Below are 22438 nucleotides of genomic sequence, written 5' to 3' on the forward strand. Positions count from 1 at the left end.
GCGGGCCCGCCGTCCGCGGGCCCGTCCGCGTCCGGGGCCGCACCCGCACCCGCACCCGCGCTGCCGGCGGGCGGCCGGCGGGTAGCCAGTGTCGGTGAGGGACTGCGGTTCCTGCGCGGCCAGCCGGTGGTGATGATGACGTTCGTCGTCGACATCATCGCCATGGTCTTCGGGATGCCGCGCGCGCTGTTCCCCGAGCTGGCCAGCACCCAGTTCGGCGGCGGGAGCGCCACCGCGGGCCTGCTGTACTCCTCCGTCGCCGCCGGGTCGCTGCTCGGAGCCGCGCTGTCCGGCCCGCTCGGGCGGGTCCGCCGCCAGGGGCTGGCGGTGGTGGTGGCGATCGTGGTCTGGGGCGGGGCGATCGCCGTGTTCGGGCTCGTTCACAACGTCGTCGCCGCGGTCGGGCTGCTGGCGGTCGCCGGCATGGCCGACCTGGTCAGCGCCGTGTTCCGCAACGCGATCCTCAACGTCGCCACCCCGGACGCCATGCGTGGGCGGCTACAGGGTGTCTTCCTCGTCGTCGTCAGCGGTGGCCCCCGCATCGGCGACCTGGAGGCGGGCACCGCCGCCGCGCTGGTCTCCCCGACGTTCTCCGTCGTCAGCGGGGGCCTGGCCTGCATCGGCGGTGTGCTCCTGGCTTCCGCCGCGGTGCCGGCGCTGGCGCGTTACGACGCGACAGCGGCGATCGCCGCCGCCCAGCGCGAGGCTGCTGTACCCAGCCCACGGTCACGCGACGACGACGCCCCGGCGCCGGAGGCGAACCACGCCTGACGCGGGAGCGTGTAGACAATCCCGGCTCCCGGCTCCCGGCTCCCGGCTCCCGGCTCCCGGCTGCCGCTGGGCAAGATCTGAGGATTGCTGGCCGAAGGGATAAGGGCCGCAAAACGGGCGTAGGGCCATCTGGCAATCCGCAAAAAGGGAGGATTCTGGTCGTCGAAACAACCAGAATCCTTCATTTTTGGGCCTCGTCAAACCGGGCCGTCGCGTTCAGGGGGCCCAGCCGCGTTCGCGGAGTGCGGACCTCACCCGAATGATCGACTGTCGATCCTGATTCGACCCCGTTTCTCGGCAGGCTCGGGGGTGACGAGAATCTCAGACCTTCTGAGTTGTGGTTGCGGGGTGGGTGGGGTCGGCGGGCGCCCTTGGTGCGGTGCAATGTGCGGGAAGCTGATGACGACGCCCGGGAATCGTTGTGCGGGAAGCTGATGACGACGCCCGGGAATCGTTGGCATCGCCGGGGGCAGGAGATGCCGGCAACGAGCCCCGGGCGTCGTCCGTTCTGGTGCCGGTCCGCTCAGGGTGCGGACTGGCCGGAAAACACGCCATTGGAATGAGGAGAAGAATTCCCGAACGGCAGGAACGGCCGGCCACGGCCTGCGTAGGCCGCCGCGTGCGACTCGTTCCTCCTCATGGCGAGCCTGGTAGTCGTCCGGCCAGGAGTGCGATTGACTCCGGGCAAATCTAATCCTGGCGTCTTTGGCCCGAATTGTCCTTGGTGTGGGGCTACGAAATCGCGCGTGCGGTGCTGGACCGCTGCTCCAGCGGAGGAGCTCCGTCGTGGCAGTTTCCGGCCACGACGGAGCTCCGGGTCGATCAGGAAGCGGACTTGGCAGCCGTCGCCTCGGCCTCGGACGTGGACGCGAGCACGGACGCGAGCACGGGCTCGGTCTCAGCCCTGGACGTGACCTCGGCCTCGGCCTCGGGCTCGGACGCAACCTCGACTTCGGACGCAACCTCGACTTCGGACGCAACCTCGACTTCAGACGCAACTTCGACTTCGGACGCAACTTCGACTTCGGACGCAACCTCGACCTCGGGTGTGGCCTCAGCTTCGGACGCGGCGTCGGGCGTGGCCTCGGGCGCGGGAGTGGCGTCGGCCTCGGGTGTGGCGTCGACTTCGGGTGCGGCCTCGGGTGCGGGCTCTACCTCCGTCTCGGACGTCGTCTCGACCTCGGACGTCGCCCCGACCTCGGGTGCGGCCTTGGGCTCGGCCTCGGATGTGGCCTCGGGTTCCGGTTCGGAGGTGGCGGCAGCCGGCGATGCGGCAGCCTCGTCCGTTGCCGCCTTCTGCGTCGGCACGGCGGGCGGCTCGGCAGGGGCCGAGGTGATGTGAGCCGCGGCGTGGCGGGGCAGGAAGAGCCCGGAGAGCAGGCCGATCACCGTGAGGCCGACGATCCACCAGAACGTCTCGCCGAAAGCGGCGCCGATCTTGTCGGCGATCGCCGGGGGCAGCTCCACCTGCGCGGCGCCCTCGAGCGTGGCGCCGCCCGCCGCCGGGACACGGTTGGAGATGGCGTGCTGCAGCTGGACGGCGACCAGCGCCGTCGCCAGCGAGCCGCCGACCCGCTGCAGGATGTTCAGGGTCGTGGTGGCCCGCGGCACCGCTGCGGGGGCGAGGGTCTGGTAGGCCGCGCTCATCGCCGGCATCATCGAGGCGCCGAAGCCCAGCCCGCGCACGAAGAGGAAGGCCATGAGCACGACCTGGTTGGTGTGGGCGTCGACCTGGGTGTAGGCGACTGTGCCGGCGGCGCAGACGGCCATGCCGACGGGGATGACCCAGCCGGGGCCGACTCGGTCGACGACCCGCCCGGCGACCAGCATGCCGACCATCGCGCCGAGGCCCTGCGGGATCATCGACAGGCCTGCCTCGAGCGCACCCTGACCGCGAGCGACCTGGTAGTACAGCGGCAGCAGGAACATGCCGCCGTACAGGGCGGCGCCGACCGTGAACGTGGTGACGCTGGCGAGAGTGAACGTGCGGTCGCGGAACAGCCGCAGGTCCAGCAGGGCGTCGCCGCGCCGCAGGGCGTACACGACGAACACGATCAGCAGCACAACGCCGACCGAGCTGCTGATCACGACCTGCGCGGAGCCGAAACCGCCGTCGGAGCCGGCCTGCGACAGGCCGTAGACGAGGCCCGCCAGACCGGGGGAGATCAACAGCAGGCCGGGAACGTCGAGCCGGTGGTGTGCCTGCCCACGGTCGTCGCGCGGCAGCACCCGCCACGAGGCGATCAGCGCGACCGCGCCGACCGGCAGGTTCACGAAGAAGATCCAGCGCCAGTCGAGATGGTCGACGAGGAGGCCACCGAGGACCGGGCCGAGCACCGGGGCGATCAGGGTCGGGATCCCGATGACGTTCATGATTCGGTTCATCCGCTGCGGCCCGGCGGCCGTGGCCAGCAGCGTCATGCAGATCGGCATGATCATTCCGCCGCCGAGGCCCTGCAGGACGCGGAAGGCGATCAGGCTGCCCGCCGACCAGGCGAATCCGCACAGGGCGCTGCCCAGCAGGAACAACGTCAGCGAGATGTTCCACATCCGGGTCGCGCCGAAGCGCTCCACCGCCCAGCCGGTCGCCGGGATGACGATGGCCAGTGCCAGCAGGTAGCCGGTGGTGACCCAGGAGATCGTCGACAGGGAGGTGTCGAAGTCCTGTGCGAGGCGGTCGATCGCGACGGCGACGATCGTCGTGTCGAGGATGACCATGATCGCGCCGAGCGTGACCGTGAGTGCGAGACGGCGCAGCGCCGGGTCGATCTCGGTGCCGGCGTCGGCCGCCGGCACGGTGGTCGACCTGGTCGCAGCCCCGGCGGCCTGGTCGGTTCCATCTGGTTGATCGGGCACACGGGCTCCCTGATCGTGTTGCATCGCGGCCGCCGGTGCGTCCGGTGGCCCTGTCGTCGCCCAGCATCCGCCGATCGTTGAGTAACGTCAAACATTGATTGCGGCCAACAAAAACTGTTCGTGATCGGGGTTGGGCGAGGTAGTGTCGAGGTGTGATCCATTCGGCCGGGCAGGAAGCCTGGCTTGCCATCCAGGTGCTGATCATGGCGGGTGAGGGGCAGCGGCAGCTGCACCGGGTCTGTCAGGAGGTCGATCTCCCGCCGGGTGCGCTGAAGGTGCTGCTCCTGCTGTGCGGGGGGCCGCGGCCCATGCGGGAGCTGGTCAGCTCCTTCCAGCTGGACCCGTCCTACATCACCAGCATGGTGGACGCACTCGAGCGCCGCGGCGTCGCGCGGCGCGAACCGCATCCGACCGACCGGCGTGCCAAGACGGTCGCGATCACCGAGGATGGGCGCAAGGTCGTCGAGCGGGTCAGGGAGCTGATGACGGTTCCGCCGCAGTCCTTCGACGTGCTCTCCGCGGCCGAGCAGCAGCAGCTGCTCGCGCTGTTGCTGCGCGTCCTCGACGCCGAGCTGGACATCCCGGATGTGATGCGCCCGAGGCCCACAGCCTGAGCATCCGAGCCCGCGGCTAGGTTCCGAGCACGCAGTGCAGTGCCGGTTCCAGCTGGTCGAAGGCCCGCTTGCCGATCTCGAGCAGGTCGAGCCGCCCGTCCGAGGTCTCCCAGTGGAGCAGGACGGCGTCGAGGGTGGCGAGCGTCCAGCTGGTGATCAGGCGGGCGGCGAGCGGGTCGTGGTCGGGCCCCAGCCGGGCGATGACCGAGGCGGTCAGCGCGGCGGTTCGCGCCCGTTGGGCATCGGACAGCCGCGTGCTCAGCTCTGGCCGGCTGGTCACCATGCGCAGGACGGCGAGCGCGGGGGCGGGGCTGTCGGCGCACGACTGCAGCACCGTGAAGGTCGCCGAACGCAGCGTGGCGACGACGGGTTCGTCCGGAGGGCGGGCGTCGACGATGCCGTCGAAGCCGCCGGAGTGGAAGATCTCGCTGACCACGTCCTCCTTCGCCGGGTAGTAGCGAAAGAAGGTGCGTGGTGACACCTCGGCCGCGGCCGCGATGTCCTCGACGGTGGTCGCCTCGTAGCCGCGCTCGGTGAACAGCGCCATCGCGGCCGCCGCGAGTGCCTCGCGCGTCCGTTCCTTCTTCGTCTCCCGAAGACCCATGACCGCCTCCCCGGCCGCGATGGTACCAATCCTGGCATCGGAATGTTAAATGGCACACGGTTGCCACTTCGCTTGCGGGGTGTGAGGCTGGTAGCACCCCCTGATCTGAGCGGAGACCCCGAATGACTTCACCACCGTCCACGACCGCTGCGCACCGGCCCGACGGGGTGTGGAAAAGCGCGGGCGTGCAGGCCGGCGGCGGTGGCCGGCTGGAGAGGCTGCGGGCGAACCCGTGGCTGACACTGGTAAGTGTCGCTCTTGGTGTGATCATGGTGGGTCTCGACGGCACCGTGGTGTCGATCGCGAACCCGTTCATCGCCCGCGATCTCGACGCCAGCCTGCAGAGCCTGCAGTGGGTCACGAACGCCTATCTGCTCGCGCTCGCGGTGCTTCTGATCGTCGGTGGCAAGCTCGGTGACCGGTTCGGTCGGAAGAAGGTCTTCCTCGTCGGCATCGCCGGGTTCGCGGTGACGTCGCTGCTCGTCGGCCTGTCCGGCAGCATCGGCGAGGTCATCGTGTGGCGTGCGCTGCAGGGTGTGTTCGGTGCGCTGCTGATGCCGAACACGCTGGCGCTGCTGCGTTCGGTCTTCCCGGCCGAGAAGCTCAACTCGGCCATCGGGATCTGGGGGGCGAGCTCCGCGATCTCGATCGCGGCCGGCCCGATCATCGGCGGCCTCCTCGTCGAGAACGTCTCCTGGGAGTCCGTGTTCTACCTCAACATTCCGGTCGGGGCCGTCGCCCTCGTCGTCGGCCTGGCGGTGGTCAGGGAGCGTGAACACGCTCGGCTTCCTCGGGGGTGCGCTTGCCCTGCTGGTGCTGTTCGTGCTGGTCGAGCTGCGAGTGGCGCAGCCGTTGCTGCCCATGTCGCTTTTCCGGGACAGGTCGGTCACCCTCGGCAGCATCCTGGTGCTGGTGAACTTCTTCGCCATGTTCGGTGTGCTGTTCTTCCTCACGCTCTATCTGCAGAACGTGCACGGATACTCCGCTGTCGACACCGGTCTCAGGCTGCTTCCGCTGACCGCGGTCTTCATGGTCGGCAGCCCGGTGGCGGCCAGCCTGACCACCCGGTTCGGCCCGCGGGTGCCGATCGGCGTCGGGATGTTCGCGCTGTCGCTGGCCCTGTTCTGGATGACGACGCTCGGCACGCACACGTCCTACCTGCGGCTGTGGCCGTCGCTGCTCGCGATCGGGGTAGGAATCGCCTTCGTGTCGGTCGCCTCGGCCGAGGCCATCGTCGGGAACGCCCCGCTGGAGCTTTCCGGGGTCGCGGGTGGTCTGCAGAGCACGGCCATGCAGCTCGGTGGCGCGATCGGGACGTCGGTACTGGGTTCCGTGCTGGCCGCCAGGGTCGAGGGCGTTCTGTTCGACAAGACGGTGAACGCCGGCGCGCCGCCCGAGATCGCCGCCCGGGCCGCGCAGGGGACGGAGGAGGTCGTCCAGGGTCTCGTGCCGACGTCGACCGGGGCCTCCGGGCAGGTCGCCGACGCGGTGGCCGCGGGCGCGCACGCCGCCTTCATGTCCGGCCTGCATGTCGCGCTGCTGGTGGGGGCGACCGTCGCGCTGATCGGCGCGCTGGCCGCACCACTGATCCGGACGAGCGGTCGGCCCGGCGAGGCCGTCCCCGCGTTCGCGGCCTGACACAGCCGGGCGATCGCAGCGGTGGTTGCCCGGCCACCGGCTCCGCGGGCATGGGTTCGGCTCGAAGAGTTGAGGATTCTGGTCGTTCCAGAGCCCGTCGCGGAATCCCGAGCGTCGGGTTTCCGCTGCCGCTGTTGCTTCAGAGTAAGAAGTATGGATTTTGGCTGCTGAAGCAACCGAAATCCACACTTCTTGCGGATTGCCAAGCGGCTCCGCGTCCCATTTTTTCTATTGGTGTTGATGCTGGCGCTGTGCGGCGGCGCGGGATCCCCGGCGGGTCGCCGTGCGGCGGGTGGGCACGGACCGCCAGGTCAATATCGGTGGCCCCGGATCGGCGACTTCTCGGAATTCTGCGACGCGCTCTCCAGCGGCCAAAATCCTCAACTTTTTCCCGGGAGTAGCGGCCGCGTTTCTGGTCGTCGTGTTTCTGGTCGTCGTCACTGGTGTCCCGGATCGTGACTGGACGCCCTCCCGGTCTGCGCCAGCAAGGTGACAGAGGCGGGTGAGCTTGTCCTCAGAGATTCGGTACGGGTGGATGCGCGAGCGGGGCGGCCCCCGGGCGCAGCCCGGCCAGGAGCAGGTCGAGGTAACGCTCGACGGCGCTGAGGCCGGCCGGGGCGGACATGTCCACCACGCCGCGTAGAGACCACATGAGCATCACGATGTCCGTGATGGTGACGTCCGGTCGTATCGTGCCGGCCTGCTGGGCCTCGACGAGCAGCTCCGCCAGCGCCTCGCGAAAGGCCATGCGCGGCTCGTCCGGCTGAGCCGCTTCGTAGATCTTCATCATGTATCCGCGTTTGCTCACCTGGACGGCGGCGCAGCGGCGCAGCGTCCGTTCCAGGCCAGCGCCGTCGGTGGCGCCGAGCTCCGCCCGGGCGTCGTCCAGCAGTGCGCGCAGCAGATCCTCGGCGAGCTGCGCGAGCAGGTGCTCCTTGGTGGGGAACCGCCGGTAGAGCGTGCCGACCCCGACACCGGCCCGGCGAGCGATCTCCTCGACGTTGGCGTCGATCCCACGCTCGGCGAAGACCTCGCAGGCCGCGGTGATGATCCGGTCCCGGTTGCGGGCGGCGTCCTGGCGCAGGCGGGGCGTTGCCGGGGCTTCCGTGCCCGTGCCCGTGCCCGTGCCCGTGCCCGCGTCTGCGCTCGCGCCTGTGTCGGTTCCCGAGGCGGCCGCCGGAGCCGGCCCTGGCGGTGCGGCCAGGGTTGACCCAGGTACGGACGCCGGTATGGATGGCGGCGCGGGCATCCTGCTCATGACGTCCTCTCCCGGTCGGCGGCTCCCGGGCGAGTGGGAGAGCGGGCGGCGACCGGCGCCGGTCTGGGAGCCGAGCCGGCACCCAGACCGGTCGACGTGGTCAGTCGACCAGTTCAGCCCCGGCGACGAGCGCGGATTCCGCGTGCTCCTGCCGGCCCGAGAGTTCCAACACGACAGTTTCGTTCCTGAAACGTGGAATGAGCAACGCGACCGCCGCCGCGACGACGCTCGCGGCGGCCAGGAACAGGAAGCCGTGGCTGTAGCCGCTGGCCTTCGGCCGGCTGCCCGCGGTCGTGCCGCTGGCGACCAGCAGGGCGATCACGGCCGAGCCGAGCGAGCCGCCGATGGTCCGGATGTTGGCGTTCATGCCGCTCGCCACACCGGTCTGGGTGGGCGGCACGGACTCGACGATGATGTTCGCCAGCGCGGCGAAGACCAGGCCCATGCCCCCGCCGAACATCGTGGACGCGAACAGGATCTCCCAGACGTAGTCGTTGAGGTAGCCGAACATGATCATCGGTGCCACGCTGACCAGCGAACCCAGAACCACCGCGGCCCGCGAGCCGATGCTCGCCGCCACCCGGGCGCTGAACATGCTCACCACGAACATCGCCAGGGTCATCGGCAGGCAGTACAGGCCCGACTCGGTGACGCTCGCGCCCAGGCCGTAGCCGGCGCTGGTCGGTGTCTGGAGGAAGGCCGGCAGGAACGCCATCGCCCCGTAGAGGCCCATGCCGAACAGCAGCGCGACGAGGTTCGCGGTCCAGACCGGGCGCTGCTGCATCATCCGCAGATCGATCAGCGGCTCCTTGGCCCGGCTCTCCGCGACCAGCCAGAGCAGCAGAAGCACAACGGCAGCCCCGAACAGGCCCAGGACGCGCCCCGACGTCCAGCCCCAGGCACGGCCCTCGCTGACGCCGAGCAGCAGCGACACGAGCCAGCCGGCCAGCAGGACCCCGCCGAGCCAGCTGACCCGCCCGGGCGTGCGGTTGCGCGACTCCGGGATGAACCTCGCCGCCGCGGCCGCCGCGAGCAGCACGACAGCCATCGGCGCCCAGAACAGCCAGTGGTAGCCGAACGCGTCCTCGATCGGGCCGGCGAGGACGAGGCCGGCGCCGGCGCCCACCGCGGTCAGGGCGGCCACCACGCCGACCGCGGTGCCGACCTTCTCCGGGGGCAGCTCGTCGCGCAGGATCCCGAACGACAGGGGCAGGATCGCGCCACCGCAGCCCTGGATCGCCCGGCCGACGATCATGACGCCGATGTTGGGGGCCAGCGCCGACACCAGTGCGCCGAGCGCCAGAAGCAGCAGGGCGAGAACGAAGATCTTCTTCTTGCCCGCCATGTCGCCGATGCGGCCGAGGATCGGTGTGGCGATGGAGGCGGCGAGCAGATAGGCGGTCATCACCCAGGTGACCGTGCTCTGGTCGGTGTGCAGCTCGCGCTGGATCGTTGGCAGGACCGGGCCCACCAGGGACTGCAGCAGCGCGAACGCCGCCGTCCCCGCGATGACCACGCCGTAGGTCAGCTGGTAGCTGCTCGCGCTGCCTGCGCTGCCTGCGCTGCCTGCGCTGCCTGACCTGCCTGACCTGCCTGCGCTGCTCGCGCTGCCTGCGCTGCCTGACCTGCCTGACCTGCCTGCGCTGCTCGTGCTGCTCGCCGTGCCCGCCTTCATCCGCGCCCTCTCGACTGCCGCCACGAAGATCGATTGGTGTAGCTCCTCGCCGGCTGGCAGCACGGCGCCCAGGCAGAAGTGGAATCGAGATTCCGGTCGCTGTCAAGAACGCCGCTGCTGGGCGGAGGCGGGCCCTTTGCGTGAACTCTGTGAGGTGATGGGTGTGGATCGGCCGGGCTGCGATGGAGTTCACTCCGCGGCCAACCGTCCGAATTGTCCATATTTGAACTATGTAGGGGCCTGATTTGCGACTACAGCGAAGCTCTCCGTCATCGCTCGAACGTGATGTTCATCGCTGCCGGAACCTCGAGCTGACCTATCCCGAACGGGGCGCGACGACGGGTCCGCTGCCTGACGGTTATCACCATGTGATGCATCGCATACAGATCGGAACGGGGCGGACGGTTTTCGACCGGGCGTCCGCCGCGCTGCTGGACTGGTCCATGCAGCGCGGCGCCGGCCTGCGGCTCGCCGCCACCCGGCCGCTGGTGGAGACCGGTGTGACGGTGCTGATGTGTGCCGGGCCGGGGCCGGTCGGCATCGCCGCGCCCTGCCGCGTCGTCTGGGTGCTCGACGAGCCAGACCGGCGCGGTTTCGCCTACGGGACGCTGCCCGGCCACCCCGAGAGCGGTGAGGAGTCCTTCGTCGTCGAGTGGGACGCCGGTGCGGTCTGGCTAACCATCACGTCGTTCAGTCGTCCGGACGGGCTGCTGTCCAGGCTGGGCGCGCCGGTCGGCCGCAGGGTCCAGGACGTGGTGACCCAGCGGTACATCCAGGCCGTGCGTCGGCTCGTGGCGGACGGTGACCCGAAGGGGTAGGGGCCGGGGCTCGCGTCCGCGTCCGTGACGGCGACGGCGAGGGCACCCGCGACCGCACCTGGCCAGGTGCCCGGCGGTGCCGTCTGCGCCACTGCTGCGGCCTGTCCTGCCTCGGTTCAGATACCATCCAGGGCAAATACTTTACTCGGTAAAGATCGTGATGGCGGGCCGGGGGTGTGGCTGACTGCGGGCTGATCGAGATCGGGGCGGGCGGGGGCGGATGACAGGGCGGGGCGGATGACAGGGCTGCGGGAGCGCAAGAAGCGGCGCACCCACGACGCGCTGTCCGAGGCCGCCATCGCCCTGTTCCTGGAGCGTGGGTTCGACAACGTGTCCGTCGCCGAGGTGGCGGCCGCGGCGGAGGTCTCCAAACCGACGCTGTTCGCCTACTTCCCCACCAAGGAGGACCTCGTCCTGCACCGTCTCGTCGATCACGCGGGCGAGGCCGGTCGGGTGGTGCGGGCCCGGCCCGCGGGCGAGTCGCCGTTGCAGGCCCTGGAGAACCACTTCGTCGCCGGTCTGGCGCGGCGCGATCCCGTGACCGGCCTGAACGGCGACCCCGCGGTCCTCGCCTTCCACGGGATGGTCTTCGACACACCGAGCCTGGCCGGGCGGGTCGCCCAGTACACAGCCCGGGACGAGGATGCGCTCGCCGTGGCGCTGGCCGAGGCGGTACCGGCGGCCGGTGACCTGGCCGCGCGACTGGCCGCCTGCCAGGTTCTCGCCGTGTGCCGGGTGCTCGCCCGGGAGAACTGGCGCCAGCTCTGCCTGCCCCGGCCCGTCCCGGCGGTCCATTCCGACGCGCTCGCCGCCGCGCGCCTGGCTTTTCAGGCGCTGCGGAACGGGCTCGTCGAATTCGCGTGAAACCGCCAGCCAGGCCACCGGACGCCAGATAGGGGAGTGCTGTTGCACGCGCAGAGGACCGGGCCGATCGAGGACGTCGCGCGAGGCGATGAGCTGTGTGCGGAGCAGGCCTATCTGCGTCGCGCGCTGCTCGCGCTGCGTGGAATGTTCGAACAGGTGCGGAACACTGCCGTCGCCGCCGGCGACCCGGTGGCGGACAAGGTGACGAACGCGTATCTGCGGATCGATCGGGAACGGCGGCTCGCGGCACTCGGCCCGCGCGACGATTCGATACCGCTGTTCTTCGGGCGCCTCGACTACCGGCAGGACCACCCGGTCTCGGCTTCGGCCTCGGGTTCGGCTTTCGACTCGGCCGCGGCTTTGGAGCCGGCACCGGCATCAGTACCGGCATCAGTACCGGCGCCGGCGGTGGCACTGGCCGAGGTGCCGGCCGTGCCGGTATACCTGGGCCGCCGGCTCGTCCGGGAGGAGGCGGGTGACGACCCGCTGGTGGTCGACTGGCGGGCCGACGTCGCGCGGCCCTTCTACCGGGCGCACCGTGCCGACCCGATGGGCCTGCGGGTCCGGCGCAGGTTCGGGTTCGTCGACGGCGAGCTGACCGCGTTCGAGGACGAGGCCTTCGGACCCGGTGCCGCCACCAGCGACGACGAGAACGCCGCGACCGCCGCGACGAGCCTGCTCGAGCAGGAGATCCAGCGGCCGCGGTCCGGCCCGATGAGGGACATCGTCGCGACGATCCAGCCGGAGCAGGACGAGATCGTCCGCGCGGGGCTCGAGCTCAGCATCTGCGTGCAGGGCGCGCCCGGAACGGGGAAGACCGCGGTCGGGCTGCACCGCGCCGCCTATCTGCTGTACACCTACCGTGAGCGGCTGGCGCGTTCCGGGGTGCTGGTCGTCGGCCCGAACCGCGCCTTCCTCGGCTACATCGCCTCGGTGCTGCCGGCGCTGGGCGAGTTCACCGTCGAGCAGCGCAGCATCCTCGACCTGCTCGACACGCCGTCCGCACCAGCCGCACCGGCCGCATCGGCTGCGCGTGGCAGCGGTGCCGCCGAACCGGAGGATGTCGCCGTCCTCAAAGGTGACGCGCGGATGGCCACTGTGATCCGGCGTGCGCTGCACGGTGCCATCCAGGCACCCACCGGGCCGGTCACCATTGTCACGCGGGAGGGCCGCTGGACCGTCGCCGAGCAGGAGGTGACGTCCATGCTCACCGCGCTGCGGTCCGGCTCGTACGGGTACGGCGCGGGCCGGGCGATGCTGGCCCGGCGGATCGGCGCGGCGGCCGCGCGCCGGGCGGAGCTGGCCGGGGCACACATCACCGACGCCGGCATCGAGGCACTGGCCCGCAGCCGCCCGGTTCGCGCGGCGGTCGAGGCGATCTGGCCGAAGGCCGACGGGGCGAAGCTGATCCGGCGCCTGTTCACCGACCCGGAGTTCCTCGCCGCGGCGGCCGGGGGTGTGCTGACGGAAGCGGAGCAGGCTCTGCTCGTCGGCCACCGGTCCCGCGGCCGGTCGATCGCGGACGCCTACTGCGGCGACGAGGCGCGACATCTGATCGAGCGGGTGCCCGGCTTCGGCCATGTGATCGTTGACGAGGCCCAGGACCTGTCGGCGATGCAGTGCCGGGCGATCGGGCGCAGGTGCGCGCAGGGATCGCTGACCGTCCTGGGTGACCTGGCGCAGGGCACCAGCGCCTGGGCCGCCGGCAGCTGGCAGGACCTGCTGACCCACCTGGGCAAACCGGCCACTCATGTCGAGGTGCTGGACCGCAGCCACCGGGTGCCCGCCGAGATCCTCGGCTACGCCAACCGGCTGCTGCCGAGCATCGCGCCGCACGTTCCGCCCGCGACGTCGGTCCGCCACGTTCCGGGTGCGCTGACCGTGGTCCGGGCCGCGCCGGACCGGCTGGTAGCGGAGGTCACCGCGCAGGCGCGCGTCGTGCTGCGCAACGAGGGCTCCACCGCGGTGCTGGTCGCCGACCGCCAGCTGGCCGCCATCGGCCCGGCGCTGCGTGACGCGGGCCTGCCCTTCATCGAGCTGCGGGAGGACACCGCGCCCGGCCGGTTCGCTCTGGTGCCCGCCTCGCTGGCGAAGGGGCTGGAGTTCGACCACGTGATCCTCGCCGAGCCGGCCGCCGTAGTCGCCGGTGAACCTGGACGGACGAACGGGCTTCGCCGCCTCTACGTCCTGCTGACCCGCGCGGTGACCTCGCTGACGGTCGTCCACGCCGACGACCTGCCCGCGGAGCTCTGAACGGGAACCGGCGGCGGCTCGAGGTGGAGGCTTGGAACGGAGGCTTGGAACGGAGGCTCGAAAAGTTGCGGATTCCGGCCGTTCTGGTTCTGGACAAAACTGAACATGGAGTCTCTTGATAATCCGCAAGAAGTGAGGATTTCGGTTGTCGCAGCAGCCAAAATCTTCACTTCTTGCTCGGAGTAGTGGCGGCAACGGCAGCCCGAGGCTTGGGATTCCGCGACGGGCTCGCTGGCGACGAAAAGCCTCAGGCCCTGTCCGGTAAGAAACGCCAGTTCTTGGTGGCTCGGCCCGCAGCCGTGGCCGGCCCAACCAGAGACCTCATGGTGGGGACAGCCCCACCATGAAGAGGCCCCTTACACCCATCGACCGGTCCGGGTGCGGTTTCTAGCGTTTGAGGTGCACTTTCCAGCCCCTTTCCCGCCTCCGGAGCGTTCCGTTGACCAGGTACAGCCCCGTTCTCGAAGTACACGACCTCGCCCGGACCTACGGGTCGGGAACCGGGAGCGTCGCCGCGCTTTCCGGTGTTTCCGCCGCGTTCGCGCGCGGCACGTTCACCGCCGTCATGGGCCCGTCCGGCTCGGGCAAGTCCACCTTCCTGGCCTGTGCCGCCGGACTGGAGCCACCGACGTCCGGCCGGGTGGTGATCGACGGCGCGGACATCACCGACTGGGATGAGGAACGTCGTACCCTGCTGCGCCGCGAGCGGATCGGCTTCGTCTTCCAGGACTTCCATCTGATGCCCTACCTGAGCGCGACGCAGAACGTCGGCCTGCCACTGCGCCTCGCGGGCCGCCGGCCGGACCGGGGCCACGTCCGAGCCCTGCTGGAGCGGGTCGGCCTCGGCGAGCGGGCCGGCCACCTGCCGGCCGCACTGTCCGGCGGGCAGCGCCAGCGGGTCGCCGTCGCCCGGGCGCTGGTCACCGACCCGGCGGTGGTCCTCGCCGACGAGCCGACCGGCGCGCTCGACTCGGCGTCCGCCGCCTCGCTGCTCGAACTGCTCCGCGGCTGTGTCGACGAGCTGGGCCAGACCGTCGTCATGGTCACCCACGACCCGGTCGCCGCGGCCTACGCTGACTCGGTCATCTTCCTGGTCGACGGGCGGGTCGCGGGCCGCATGGAACACCCCACCGCCACGGCGGTCGCCGGCCAGCTGGCCCGTCTTGACGAGTGGGTGGCCTGATGAGCACGCGGGTGAGAACTCCGGGGAGCAGGCCGGTGAGAACGCCGGCGAGCAGGCCGGCGAGCAGGCCGGCGAGCAGGCCGGTGGGGCTTCCGGTGAGCCTGGGGTGGCTGGCGCTGCGCTCCCTGCGGCACCGCCGCGCCGCGTTCGCCGCGACGTTCGTCGCCGTGCTGCTCGGCACGGCGCTGATCGGGTCGTTCGCGACCCTGATCGAGACGGCGGCCGGCCCGGTCCCGGCGCAGGACGCGGAGTCGCTGCGCATCATGGGCACCGTGGTCGGGGGCTGGGGTGCGGTGATCGTGCTGTTCTCGGTCGCGTCGACGGTCGGCATCACGGTCGGCCAGCGTGACGTCGAGATCGGCCTGCTGCGCACGATCGGGGCCACGCCACGTCAGGTCCGCCGGCTGGTCCGGATGGAGACGTCCGTGGTGTGCCTGGCCGCGTCGGTGATCGGGGCCGCCGTCGCGTTCGGTGGCGGTTACGCGCTGCTGGCGGCGCTGGAGGCAGCCGACGTCGTGACTGATGTGGAGTACCGCGGTGGTGTCCGCTCGCTGTCGGCCACGGTGCTGGGCATCCTGCTCGTCTGCCTCGCCGCGGCGTCGATCGCCGGGCGCCGGGCGACCCGCGGGCCCGCGTCGGTCACCGCCGGCGAGGACCTGGCCGGAGCTGGAGCCGGGGCGGGGGCCGTCCGCTGGTGGCGGGTGCTGCTCGCACTGCTGCTCATCGGGTACGGCGCGGCGATGGGCGTCATCACCGTGACGGTCACCGGCCACTCGGACGACCCGTACGACGCGATGTCGACCGCCGGCTCCAACTCGATCCTGGTCGGGGTGGGTCTCGCCCTGCTCGGCCCGGTGCTGCTACCGGCCGGTGCGTGGCTCGCCCGGCCGTTCCTGCGTCACCGCGGCGGCGCGGCCTATCTGGCCGTGTACAACCTGTCCCGGCGCGCCCACCTGCTGTCCGGGGTGTTCGGGCCGGTGGTCGTGCTGACGTCGGCCGGCGTCGGCACGCTGATGCTGGTCGGGACGGACGGCCGCACCCTCGTCGGCCCGCAGCCCGAGGGGACCGAGACGATCAATCTGCTGAACAACGTCGTGACGGGAATGTTCAGCCTGTTCGCCGCCATAATGGTGGTCAACTCGTTCGCCGCTGTGATCGCGCACCGGCGTGGTGAACTGCGCCAGCTCTGGCTCGTGGGCGGGACCCGCACCCAGATCGAGCGTTCGGTGGTCGCGGAGGCGATGTTGGTGGCGGCGGTCGGCACCGTGCTCGGCCTGGTCGGGTCACTCGCCACGATCATCCCGTTCGGTCTGGCACGCGGCGAGGGCGTGGTTCCGGACGGTCAGCTGTGGCTGCCGCCCACGTTTGCCGTCGGTGTCGGCGCCCTGACCGTGCTGACCGCGCTCGCCGTGGTGCGCCGAGCCACGCGGGCCGCCGGTGCTGCCGGTGCTGCCGGTGCCATCGAGGCCGCCGGCCCGACGCCGGGCGGTCGCGTCGCGACCCTGCCGGTGCCGTGATGCCGGAAGCGGGCCTGGGCGGCCTTCTCGCGCCGATCGGGAACATCCGGCCCGGTCCCGCCGACACGCCGGCCTTGCGTGAACGGGTTCGGCTGACGGTCGTCGCCCTCGGATACGCCCTGTCGATGGTTCCGGCACTGGTGCTGGCGATCCTGTCGGTCGTCGCCATCGCGCTGGGCCCACTGACGGTCGGGCTTGTGTTCGCGCTCGCGGTGGTGCCGGCGACCGCGGGCGTCACGACCGCCCACCGGTGGGTCACCGGTGGCCTGCTCGGCCAGCGCCTGACAGCCACCTACGCCGACACCTCGGGGGTGACCGTCCTCGCCCGGCCGCTGCGGTGGCTGCGCGACCCGGCCCGCTGGCGGGACTTCGCCTTCCTGTGGTTCTCCGCCACCGGCGGGTTCGCCCTGGCGGTGATTCCGCCGGGCCTGCTGGCCGCGCCGATCACCTACGTCGTGTGGATGATCGTGGACCCGCGATGGCTGTGGTTCGTGCTGCTGCTCCTGTCCGGCCCGGCGGTGTACGTGTGGTGGCTGGTCACGCCGCCGCTCGTGCGCGCCAGGGCGGTGGCGGAACGGGCGATCCTCGGTGGTTCCCGGGTCGCGGAGCTCCAGCGACGGGTGGAACGGGTCACCTCGTCCCGCAGCAGTGCGCTGGACCATTCGGCCGCGGAGATCCGCCGCATCGAACGGGACCTGCACGACGGGGCGCAGGCCCGGATCGCCGCCGTCGGGATGAGCGTCGGGCTCGCCGAGAAGCTGGTCGAGCAGGACCCGGCGGCGGCCGTCGAGCTGCTGCGGGAGGCCCGCGCGACGACCGTGTCCGCGCTGGAGGACCTGCGGGCGGTGGTGCGCGGCATCCATCCGCCGGTGTTGGCTGATCGTGGGCTCGTCGGGGCGGTCGAGGCGCTGGCCCTGACACTGCCGCTGCCGGTCACGGTGTCGCTGGTGCTCGACCGGCCGCTGCCCGACCCGGTCGAGTCCGCCGCCTACTTCGCGATCGCCGAGTGCCTCGCCAACACGATCAAGCACGCGGACGCGACCTTCGCCCGCGTCTCCGGCAGCCACGACGGTGAGCTGCTGCGGCTCGTCGTCGGCGACGACGGGAAGGGCGGGGCGGACATCGGCGGCGCCGGCCTCACCGGCGTCGCCCGGCGGCTCGCGGCGTTCGACGGCACGCTGGACGTCGTCAGCCCCGCCGGGGGGCCGACCACCGCCACGATGGAGATCCCGTGCCGGACCTGACCTCGCCGCCGGGCGTCGAGCCGCCGCCGGGCGGTGAGCCTGATCCGTTGCGGGCGGTGGTCGCCGAGGACCAGGCGTTGCTGCGGGTCGGGCTCGTCCGCATCCTGGAGGCAGGCGGGCTAACCGTCGTCGCGGCGGTGGCGGACGCCGCCAGCCTCGCCGAGGCGCTGGCCCGCGACGACATCGACATCGCGATCGTCGACGTGCGGCTTCCCCCGACCCACACCACCGAGGGCCTGGAAGCGGCGATCCGCGCCCGCCAGGCCCGTCAGAGGCGCCGGGAGGTCGGGGAGGGCCCGAGCCCGGCGGGGGAGACCGCGCCGACGGAGCAGCCGCCGGTGCTGCCAGCGCCGCCGGTGCTGCCGGTGCTGGTGCTGAGCCAGTGGGTGGAGCCGCTGTACGCCCGCGACCTGCTCGCCTCCGGCACCGGGGCCGTGGGCTACCTGCTGAAGGACCGGGTCGCCGACGTGGACGAGTTCCTCGCCGCGGTGCGCCAGGTGGCGTCAGGCGGGACGGTGCTCGACCCCGAGGTGGTCGCCCGGCTCGTCTCCCGCCGCGAACGGCCGCTGGACCGGCTCACCGCGCGGGAGCGGGACGTCCTCACCCTGATGGCGCAGGGACGTTCGAACACGGCCATCGCGGCCCAGCTCGTGATCACGGACAAGGCGGTCGGCAAGCACACCAACAGCATCTTCACCAAGCTCGACCTGCCCCCGGCCACCGACGACAACCGCCGGGTGCTCGCCGTCCTCACCTGGCTGAACTCGACGAGCCTGTGAGGACGTCCGTCCCGGGCATGCCACCGAGTGGGTGTGGCCGTGAGACGGGTGCGGCCCTCAGGTGGTCGAGGCGGCCAGGCGTCCCGAGGCGGCGCCCAGCAGGACCGGGTCGGTGACGCCGCCGGGGGAGGCGTAGCGGTCGATGTCCCAGCCGGCGAGGACGGCACCGGCCTGGTAGGCGTCGCCGAGGAACTGCAGGACGGCGCCGCACCGCTGGGCGTCCGAACCCGGGGCCAGGGCCGACAGCGGAAGCACCGCGAGGTGGCTGCCGCCGCGATCGAGCCAGCGCGCGCCCGTCGGATGCAGGCGGGTCTCGGCGAGGCCGGGCGGCTCGGGGCTGGTGTAGGAGTAGAAGGCGGGCTCGGGCAGGGACTTGTCGCCGAACCAGAAACCCGAGCTGATGACCTCCCGGGAGTAGGCCTCCCTGGTCACCGGGTCGGTGCTCGGCCCCTGTTCGACGGCCCGGTCGCGGAAGCGGGTGTGCGCGACGTCGAACGTGTGCCAGAAGTGGTGCACCGGGCTGACCTTGCCGCTGAACCCGGCGGCGAACTCCTCCAGGATCAGCATGGCCTGGCTGAGCGTCTGCCAGTAACGCAGGGCCATCGCGGGGTCGTAGGAGGCGTGCTCGGTGTCCTCGGCGAACGGGCGCCCGGCGTCGGTCAGGTCGAAGGGGTGCGGGTGCTCGAGCCGCACGGTCACCCCGATGTCGCGCAGTGCCTCCATCAGCTCGGTGTAGAAGGAGGCGACGGACCTGCCGGCGAGCGGGAGGGTGATCCGCTCCCCGTCGAGGCTGTGGACGGCCAGCTCGTGCGACACGAAGTCGAAGTCGATGGTGAAGATCGGGTTGCCGTCGACCTGCCCCATCGGCCGTGAGGTCACGCCGCGCCCGGTGAGGTGGAAGGGCACGTTCCACCAGTGGTTGCGGCGCTGGCTGGCGGCCAGCCGGATCTTCCCGACCACCTGGAGGTAACGGTGCAGTGTTTGCTGGGTGCCAGCCCAGGCTGACAGCGGGATGGACGGCAGCATCTCGACCATACGGACTCCCCAGATCGATTACCCGATGTAATCAGATTGAGACAGTCGGGTCACCTTGGCAACCGGGCGACGTTCCGGGCGACCTTGCGGGCGACGTTCCGGGCGACCTTCCGCAGGGCCCCTGCCATGGGTGTTTACGTTTCGGTGCCGACTACATCCTGGTACCGACGGCCATCAGGCCGAGCATGCCGAGGGCGACGATGATCACGGCGATGGTCATCGTCGTCGCCACCCGGACGGAACGCTGCTCGGCGAGGTCGGCACGGGCGGCGGCGGTCTCGTACTCGTACGGGCAGCGGGTGGAGTAGTGATTGTCGTTCCGGCTGTTCGTGACCCGGCCCGGCAGCGGGGTGGACGGCACGACCACGCCGTTCGGGCCCTGGGAGCCGTGTACGGCGGACGGGCGGCTGCCCGCGCCGCGCTGGCCCGGCTCGCAGATCGTGTGCCAGCGTCGCAGGTCCGGCCGGATCGACGTGACGAACGAACGCGGCAGGTCGGACGAGTCGAGCTCGGCGAGATCGAGGACATTCGGCAGGCTCGTCGTGCCGGGGAGCCCCGGCATCCCCGGAATGCCGGGTACCGAGACGCCGGGCGCGAAGTCGGCGATGCCCTGGCTGGCCGCTTCGGCCGCGGCGGGTGCCGGCGCCGGTGCGGATGCCGGTGAGGGAGCTGGCGCCGATGTGGGTGTGGGTGTGGCCACGGGAGACGGAACGGGTGCGCGGCCTGGGGTTGCGGCGGGGGTGAGGCCTGGGACCGGGGTCGGCCCGACGGGGGTCGCGGGTCGGATCCCGCGCAGGCCCGACCCACCGGAGCGGATGCGGCTGGCGCGCGGGCCGCGGCGCTCCGAGCTGATGATGTCCTCGCCCGGCCCGAGGCGTTCGAGTCCGAGGCGTTCGAGTCCCAGGCGTTCCGGGGCGCGATGAACCGGCCCGAGCCCGCTGGGACGTCCGCGTCCCGGCCCGCGCCGGAAGGCGTCGGGGTCGATCACATCGCGGGGGCGGGGAATCCGCACAGTGCGGTCGATCGGTGCGTCGGACGAGATCGGCCCGGCTGCCTGGGCCGGGCCGGCGAGTCCGGTCGCGTCGGCGGAGTCGGCTGGATCGGCCGGGCCGAACTGGTCCCGATGCGCCTGGAAGGGCATCGGCTGGAAGGGCACCGGCCGCGTGGCGGGGCCGATCGGTAGCTCTCCGGTTCCGCTTTCTCCGCCCATCGGTGACCGCTCCGTTCTGTAGGTGGCCCGGTACCCGCCGGCAGCTGCTTCACTGGCTGACGCACCTGGCCGGATGTCGACCGGTGCGCCGCCGGGATCTCGCCGCCACCGTCGCCCGCCAACCCCCCGTTGGGGGTAGTGCGAACGTAGATGTTCACCTGTGATCGGGTAAGCCTTGTGCCAGGTGGGCATGGAAGAAGCGGATCCAGCCGTCAGAACCGCGCAACCTTTTTCATTTCACCCAATTGAGTCCACACATCGCGGACGGCTCTATCGCGAGGGCATTCATTTTCCCTTTGTGACAGTGCTCACCAAATTTCTTTTCAGGTGGCGGTGGCGACGTCGGAGTTGTCGGGCCCGGCGGAGCGTCGCCGCCCGTCGCCGCCCGGATCGGGAGGACCGCCGGGATCGGTATGCTCTGCGGGCCATGCCCGAAGGACACACTGTGCGCAGACTGGCCGACACCCACCAGCGGATGTTCGGGGGGCGGCCGGTGCGCGTCGAGAGCCCGCAGGGCCGCTTCGCCGACGGGGCGGGCCTGCTCGACGGCCGGGTGCTGGCGCAGGCCGAGGCGTACGGCAAGCATCTGCTGCTCCGCTTCGACGACGAGCGCGTCCTGCACATCCACCTCGGGATCTACGGCAAGTACCAGCTGGGCCCGGCTCCGGCACCGGAGCCGACGGGTGCCGTCCGGCTGCGGCTGACGTCCGGAACCGGTTACGCGGACCTGCGCGGGCCGAACGCCTGCGAGCTGCTGGAGCCCGGCGAGGTGAAGGCGCTGCTCGACCGGCTGGGGCCGGACCCGCTGCGCCCGGGCGCCGACCCGGAGCCGGCGTGGCGGCGCATCGGCCGCAGCCGCACACCGGTCGCCCAACTGCTGATGGACCAGGCGGTGGTCGCCGGGCCCGGCAACATCTACCGGGCCGAGGTGCTGTTCCGGGCGGGCGTCGACCCGTACCTGCCCGGCCGCGACCTCACCCGGGCGCAGTGGGAGCTGATCTGGTCCGACCTCGTCGAGCTGATGGCAGACGGGGTGCGGGCCGGGCGGATCGACACCGTGCGCCCGGAGCACACCCCGGAGGCGATGGGACGTCCGCCGCGGGTCGACGAGCATGGCGGTGAGGTGTACGTGTACCGCCGGGCCGGGCAGCTGTGCCTGGTCTGCGAGGCGGAGGTTCGGACGGCCCGGCTGGCGGCGCGCAACCTGTTCTGGTGCCCGCGGTGCCAGCCCCGGCGGGACGGGCCAGGGCCGCAGCGCCCATAGGAAGGCCCAGCGCCCGTGGGAACGGGGTCAGGGGCGCAGCGCCCGTAGGAACAGCCGCACCAGCTCGCGCGTGTGGCGTTCCTGTTCCTCGGGTGGGCGCACGATGCCGAACGAGGCGAGCCGGGCGGGAGCGCCGGAGACCATGCCGAGGAAGTGCTCGGCGAGGGCGTCCGGGTCGTCGGCGGCGATCGTGCCGGTGGCGCGGTGCCGCCGCAGCAGGTCGGCGACGAGTTGCTGGCGGGGCCAGACCGCCACGGTCTGGCTGCGGCGGGCCAGCTCGGGGAACCGGGAGACGTGGCTGATGGCGATCCGGCTGAACTTGATCATGGTCGGGTCGACGGCGCGCCGGACCGCCGCGTCGGCGATCGCGGTCAGGGCGCCCTCCAGATCGTCGAGGTCGGGTGGCGGCGGCTCGGGCACGGGCCAGTCCCGACGCATGATCGCCCACTCGAACACCGCGCTGAAGACGGCCTCCTTGCTGGGGTACCGGGCGTAGAGGGAGGCCTTGGTGGTGCCGGCGGCGCGGGCGATCGCATCCATGGACGTGCCCTCGTAGCCGAGGTCGAGGAACAGCCGCAGGGCGTGTTCGCGGACGACCTCGTTGAGCCGTTCGGTCTCCTCCCGGCTGGGCCGACCTCCCCGGCGAGGTCGTGCCTGCGGCAGGGGCGACGACATCACGTCCTGCAGTGTGACAGACGGTGCCCGCGGGGCGGAGACCTCGCGTCCAGTGCATATCACCTGGCGGAATCTCGGTGTCGCGCTATGCGATATCCGGGTTGATGTTTGGGACTGGACGACGTTTCAGGTCACCCGTAGTGGGTGAACCAGATACTACGGGTATCCGTCCCGTCGCAG

At 71.4% G+C, this 22438-nt stretch carries 18 protein-coding genes and 1 pseudogene; 12 read left to right on the forward strand and 7 right to left on the reverse strand.

The window, feature by feature from the left end:
- Window positions 1-771, forward strand: a 771-nt coding sequence (locus FREUN1FDRAFT_RS26605; RefSeq protein ID WP_006543368.1) for an MFS transporter, incomplete at its 5' end; no start/stop codon positions are given.
- An 822-nt stretch (window positions 772-1593) separates the two neighbouring features.
- Here the strand turns inward: FREUN1FDRAFT_RS26605 and FREUN1FDRAFT_RS26610 are convergent.
- The gene (locus tag FREUN1FDRAFT_RS26610) at window positions 1594-3651 is read right to left on the reverse strand and encodes a DHA2 family efflux MFS transporter permease subunit (RefSeq protein WP_085948909.1); all 2058 of its coding nucleotides are present in this window, start codon (window positions 3649-3651) and stop codon (window positions 1594-1596) included.
- Window positions 3652-3779: 128 nt separating this feature from the next.
- Between FREUN1FDRAFT_RS26610 and FREUN1FDRAFT_RS26615 the strand changes: the two genes are divergently transcribed.
- Window positions 3780-4241 carry a MarR family winged helix-turn-helix transcriptional regulator gene (locus FREUN1FDRAFT_RS26615; RefSeq protein ID WP_006543371.1) on the forward strand — a complete coding sequence of 154 codons (462 nt, stop codon included), beginning with the start codon at window positions 3780-3782 and terminating at the stop codon, window positions 4239-4241.
- 16 nt (window positions 4242-4257) lie between these two features.
- Here FREUN1FDRAFT_RS26615 and FREUN1FDRAFT_RS26620 read toward each other — a convergent pair whose 3' ends face one another.
- Window positions 4258-4845: a TetR family transcriptional regulator gene (locus tag FREUN1FDRAFT_RS26620; protein WP_006543372.1), complete on the reverse strand. Its 588-nt coding sequence runs from the start codon at window positions 4843-4845 to the stop codon at window positions 4258-4260.
- 269 nt (window positions 4846-5114) lie between these two features.
- On the opposite strand from FREUN1FDRAFT_RS26620, the pseudogene FREUN1FDRAFT_RS47515 reads away from it, so the two are divergent.
- Window positions 5115-5477: pseudogene (locus FREUN1FDRAFT_RS47515) on the forward strand (MFS transporter); the annotation flags it as partial.
- 139 nt (window positions 5478-5616) lie between these two features.
- The gene (locus tag FREUN1FDRAFT_RS47520) at window positions 5617-6483 is read left to right on the forward strand and encodes an MFS transporter (protein WP_006543374.1); all 867 of its coding nucleotides are present in this window, start codon (window positions 5617-5619) and stop codon (window positions 6481-6483) included.
- Between the two features lie 514 nt (window positions 6484-6997).
- On the opposite strand, the gene FREUN1FDRAFT_RS26630 is transcribed toward FREUN1FDRAFT_RS47520, so the two are convergent.
- Both FREUN1FDRAFT_RS26630 and FREUN1FDRAFT_RS26635 read right to left on the reverse strand, forming a co-directional pair.
- Entirely contained in the window at window positions 6998-7741 is a 744-nt protein-coding gene (locus tag FREUN1FDRAFT_RS26630) for a TetR/AcrR family transcriptional regulator (protein WP_006543375.1), read from the reverse strand.
- Window positions 7742-7841: 100 nt separating this feature from the next.
- Window positions 7842-9416 (reverse strand): MFS transporter, encoded by a 1575-nt coding sequence (locus FREUN1FDRAFT_RS26635; RefSeq protein ID WP_006543376.1) that lies wholly within the window; start codon window positions 9414-9416, stop codon window positions 7842-7844.
- Window positions 9417-9661: 245 nt separating this feature from the next.
- On the opposite strand from FREUN1FDRAFT_RS26635, the gene FREUN1FDRAFT_RS26640 reads away from it, so the two are divergent.
- The 7 genes from FREUN1FDRAFT_RS26640 to FREUN1FDRAFT_RS26670 all read left to right on the forward strand — a co-directional run bounded on the left by FREUN1FDRAFT_RS26640 (window position 9662) and on the right by FREUN1FDRAFT_RS26670 (window position 18074).
- The gene (locus FREUN1FDRAFT_RS26640; protein ID WP_157475388.1) at window positions 9662-10234 is read left to right on the forward strand and encodes a DUF1990 domain-containing protein; all 573 of its coding nucleotides are present in this window, start codon (window positions 9662-9664) and stop codon (window positions 10232-10234) included.
- 237 nt (window positions 10235-10471) lie between these two features.
- Entirely contained in the window at window positions 10472-11098 is a 627-nt protein-coding gene (locus tag FREUN1FDRAFT_RS26645; protein ID WP_006543378.1) for a TetR/AcrR family transcriptional regulator, read from the forward strand.
- A gap of 42 nt (window positions 11099-11140) precedes the next feature.
- The gene (locus FREUN1FDRAFT_RS26650; protein WP_006543379.1) at window positions 11141-13351 is read left to right on the forward strand and encodes an ATP-binding protein; all 2211 of its coding nucleotides are present in this window, start codon (window positions 11141-11143) and stop codon (window positions 13349-13351) included.
- 439 nt (window positions 13352-13790) lie between these two features.
- Window positions 13791-14534, forward strand: a complete 744-nt coding sequence (locus tag FREUN1FDRAFT_RS26655; RefSeq protein WP_006543380.1) for an ABC transporter ATP-binding protein — start codon at window positions 13791-13793, stop codon at window positions 14532-14534.
- Between the two features lie 35 nt (window positions 14535-14569).
- Complete coding sequence (locus tag FREUN1FDRAFT_RS26660) at window positions 14570-16051, forward strand: FtsX-like permease family protein (RefSeq protein WP_232295420.1); 1482 nt, start codon at window positions 14570-14572, stop codon at window positions 16049-16051.
- Window positions 16051-17295, forward strand: a complete 1245-nt coding sequence (locus tag FREUN1FDRAFT_RS46775; protein WP_006543382.1) for a histidine kinase — start codon at window positions 16051-16053, stop codon at window positions 17293-17295. The genes FREUN1FDRAFT_RS26660 and FREUN1FDRAFT_RS46775 overlap by 1 nt, the downstream gene beginning before the upstream one ends.
- A gap of 47 nt (window positions 17296-17342) precedes the next feature.
- On the forward strand, window positions 17343-18074 hold the full coding sequence (locus FREUN1FDRAFT_RS26670) for a response regulator transcription factor (protein ID WP_035953664.1): 732 nt from the start codon (window positions 17343-17345) through the stop codon (window positions 18072-18074).
- Window positions 18075-18131: 57 nt separating this feature from the next.
- On the opposite strand, the gene FREUN1FDRAFT_RS26675 is transcribed toward FREUN1FDRAFT_RS26670, so the two are convergent.
- Both FREUN1FDRAFT_RS26675 and FREUN1FDRAFT_RS26680 read right to left on the reverse strand, forming a co-directional pair.
- Window positions 18132-19109, reverse strand: coding sequence for a DUF5996 family protein (locus tag FREUN1FDRAFT_RS26675; protein WP_006543384.1), 978 nt, complete (start codon window positions 19107-19109; stop codon window positions 18132-18134).
- 151 nt (window positions 19110-19260) lie between these two features.
- A complete protein-coding gene (locus tag FREUN1FDRAFT_RS26680; protein ID WP_006543385.1) occupies window positions 19261-20319 on the reverse strand; it encodes a hypothetical protein in 1059 nt (352 codons plus the stop codon).
- A gap of 427 nt (window positions 20320-20746) precedes the next feature.
- Here FREUN1FDRAFT_RS26680 and FREUN1FDRAFT_RS26685 point away from each other — a divergent pair, with 427 nt between their 5' ends.
- Window positions 20747-21583: an Fpg/Nei family DNA glycosylase gene (locus FREUN1FDRAFT_RS26685; RefSeq protein WP_035953656.1), complete on the forward strand. Its 837-nt coding sequence runs from the start codon at window positions 20747-20749 to the stop codon at window positions 21581-21583.
- 27 nt (window positions 21584-21610) lie between these two features.
- Here FREUN1FDRAFT_RS26685 and FREUN1FDRAFT_RS26690 read toward each other — a convergent pair whose 3' ends face one another.
- The gene (locus FREUN1FDRAFT_RS26690) at window positions 21611-22258 is read right to left on the reverse strand and encodes a TetR/AcrR family transcriptional regulator (RefSeq protein WP_006543387.1); all 648 of its coding nucleotides are present in this window, start codon (window positions 22256-22258) and stop codon (window positions 21611-21613) included.
- Window positions 22259-22438: the final 180 nt, after the last annotated feature.

This window comes from Parafrankia sp. EUN1f, from assembly GCF_000177675.1.
Taxonomy (GTDB): Bacteria; Actinomycetota; Actinomycetes; order Frankiales; family Frankiaceae; genus Parafrankia.

Bases quoted from the DNA above. Each gene is read 5' to 3' on its own strand.
- FREUN1FDRAFT_RS26610 (WP_085948909.1), bottom strand. From the start codon at position 3,651: ATGCAACACGATCAGGGAGCCCGTGTGCCCGATCAACCAGATGGAACC.
- FREUN1FDRAFT_RS26620 (WP_006543372.1), bottom strand. From the start codon at position 4,845: ATGGGTCTTCGGGAGACGAAGAAGGAACGGACGCGCGAGGCACTCGCG.
- FREUN1FDRAFT_RS26630 (WP_006543375.1), bottom strand. From the start codon at position 7,741: ATGAGCAGGATGCCCGCGCCGCCATCCATACCGGCGTCCGTACCTGGG.
- FREUN1FDRAFT_RS26635 (WP_006543376.1), bottom strand. From the start codon at position 9,416: ATGAAGGCGGGCACGGCGAGCAGCACGAGCAGCGCAGGCAGGTCAGGC.
- FREUN1FDRAFT_RS26645 (WP_006543378.1), top strand. From the start codon at position 10,472: ATGACAGGGCTGCGGGAGCGCAAGAAGCGGCGCACCCACGACGCGCTG.
- FREUN1FDRAFT_RS46775 (WP_006543382.1), top strand. From the start codon at position 16,051: ATGCCGGAAGCGGGCCTGGGCGGCCTTCTCGCGCCGATCGGGAACATC.
- FREUN1FDRAFT_RS26675 (WP_006543384.1), bottom strand. From the start codon at position 19,109: ATGGTCGAGATGCTGCCGTCCATCCCGCTGTCAGCCTGGGCTGGCACC.
- FREUN1FDRAFT_RS26680 (WP_006543385.1), bottom strand. From the start codon at position 20,319: ATGGGCGGAGAAAGCGGAACCGGAGAGCTACCGATCGGCCCCGCCACG.
- FREUN1FDRAFT_RS26685 (WP_035953656.1), top strand. From the start codon at position 20,747: ATGCCCGAAGGACACACTGTGCGCAGACTGGCCGACACCCACCAGCGG.
- FREUN1FDRAFT_RS26690 (WP_006543387.1), bottom strand. From the start codon at position 22,258: ATGTCGTCGCCCCTGCCGCAGGCACGACCTCGCCGGGGAGGTCGGCCC.